Origin of the sequence: Enterovibrio norvegicus (assembly GCF_002876705.1) — a bacterium.
Lineage (GTDB): Bacteria > Pseudomonadota > Gammaproteobacteria > Enterobacterales > Vibrionaceae > Enterovibrio > Enterovibrio norvegicus_B.
Genome location: NZ_MDAG01000049.1, coordinates 1 through 1,148, shown reverse-complemented (window position 1 = coordinate 1,148; position 1,148 = coordinate 1). Strand labels below are relative to the sequence as shown.

1 protein-coding gene is annotated in these 1,148 nt (G+C 39.5%); it reads left to right on the top strand.

The annotated features are described in order from the left end of the window. Positions 1–1,068: SEL1-like repeat protein (locus tag BCT27_RS19360; protein ID WP_206748023.1), on the top strand; the 1,068-nt coding region annotated here is incomplete at its 5' end. Between the last annotated feature and the right edge of the window lie 80 nt (positions 1,069–1,148).

Below are 1,148 nucleotides of genomic sequence, written 5' to 3'. Positions count from 1 at the left end.
CAACTATCTTCATATTTAGACGACAACAAGGTGAATAGCGATCCCTATGCCGCTAGCCGATATCGCCCAGAAGATCCACTGTATGCCCCACTGCTAGCCATTCAATATGGCAACAAAGAAAAAGCAGAAGCCCTACTGGCACCTCTTGTAGAAAAAGGCAATCCGGAGGCCATGTTTTGGTTAGCACAAATCACCTACGGACAAAGTATCTATTCAGGGGGTACTGCAGGCGAATTGTTTACAAAAGCAGCCAAACTCGGCAACACATACGCGGCAATTAGATTAGACAGTAGAGACAGTGAATGTACTCAATACATAGGGTATTACTGCAGCGAAGAATGGGGAGAAAAGGGTAGAGTCATACTGAAAAAATTGGCTGAGACTGGTGATGCCAGAGCGGGATATGCTCTTTTTCACCATGATGTGATGCTAAAAGGTGGTAACAGAACGGCTGTAAGCGAAGAAAGTTTTAACGTTTTGGCAAAAGCGGCTGTTGATGGTGTAAAGGATCATTACTATTATCCGCTCATGGAGCTAGCAAGTCTATATCATCAAAGCTACAGCTACCCCATTTGGGTAAGCAGCAGTGATACAGATGACAATACTCAAGTCTTATCTGAGAAAGATAGAGAAATTTTAAAAAACCTGTATAAGCTAGCAGCGAAAAATAATGATGCATATGCTATTAATCTAAATTTACCTTTTGCAAGCAATGGTGAAAATACAGTTATTGACGAGGGCTATACTGATGACCAAATCCTGCGGACATTAACACTTTTAAGTACAGTTTATGAATACGGACCTGCGTTTGCTAGAACATCTGATTCAAATAGATCAGCATTGATTCTTGGTGCAGCATGGGCGATGGTTGATGATTTTAACCGTAATGACCATAGTTTTGACTATGGAAGAAAGTTTCAGACATATGAATATTTCATAACAAACGAGTTCAATCTGAAATTCTTAGATGACTCTGAGCTTGAAAAAGCGCTGGAAGTTTCCAAGGATCTAATAAAAACCTTAACGCCAGTAATCTACCTAGATGAAAATCAGACCAGGGCTTTTTAGTTCTATTTTTAATTTAAATGGCATTAGTGGATAGCGACTACCAAGTGGTGGATTCTGAATTTTTTTAAAAAGAAATAGTA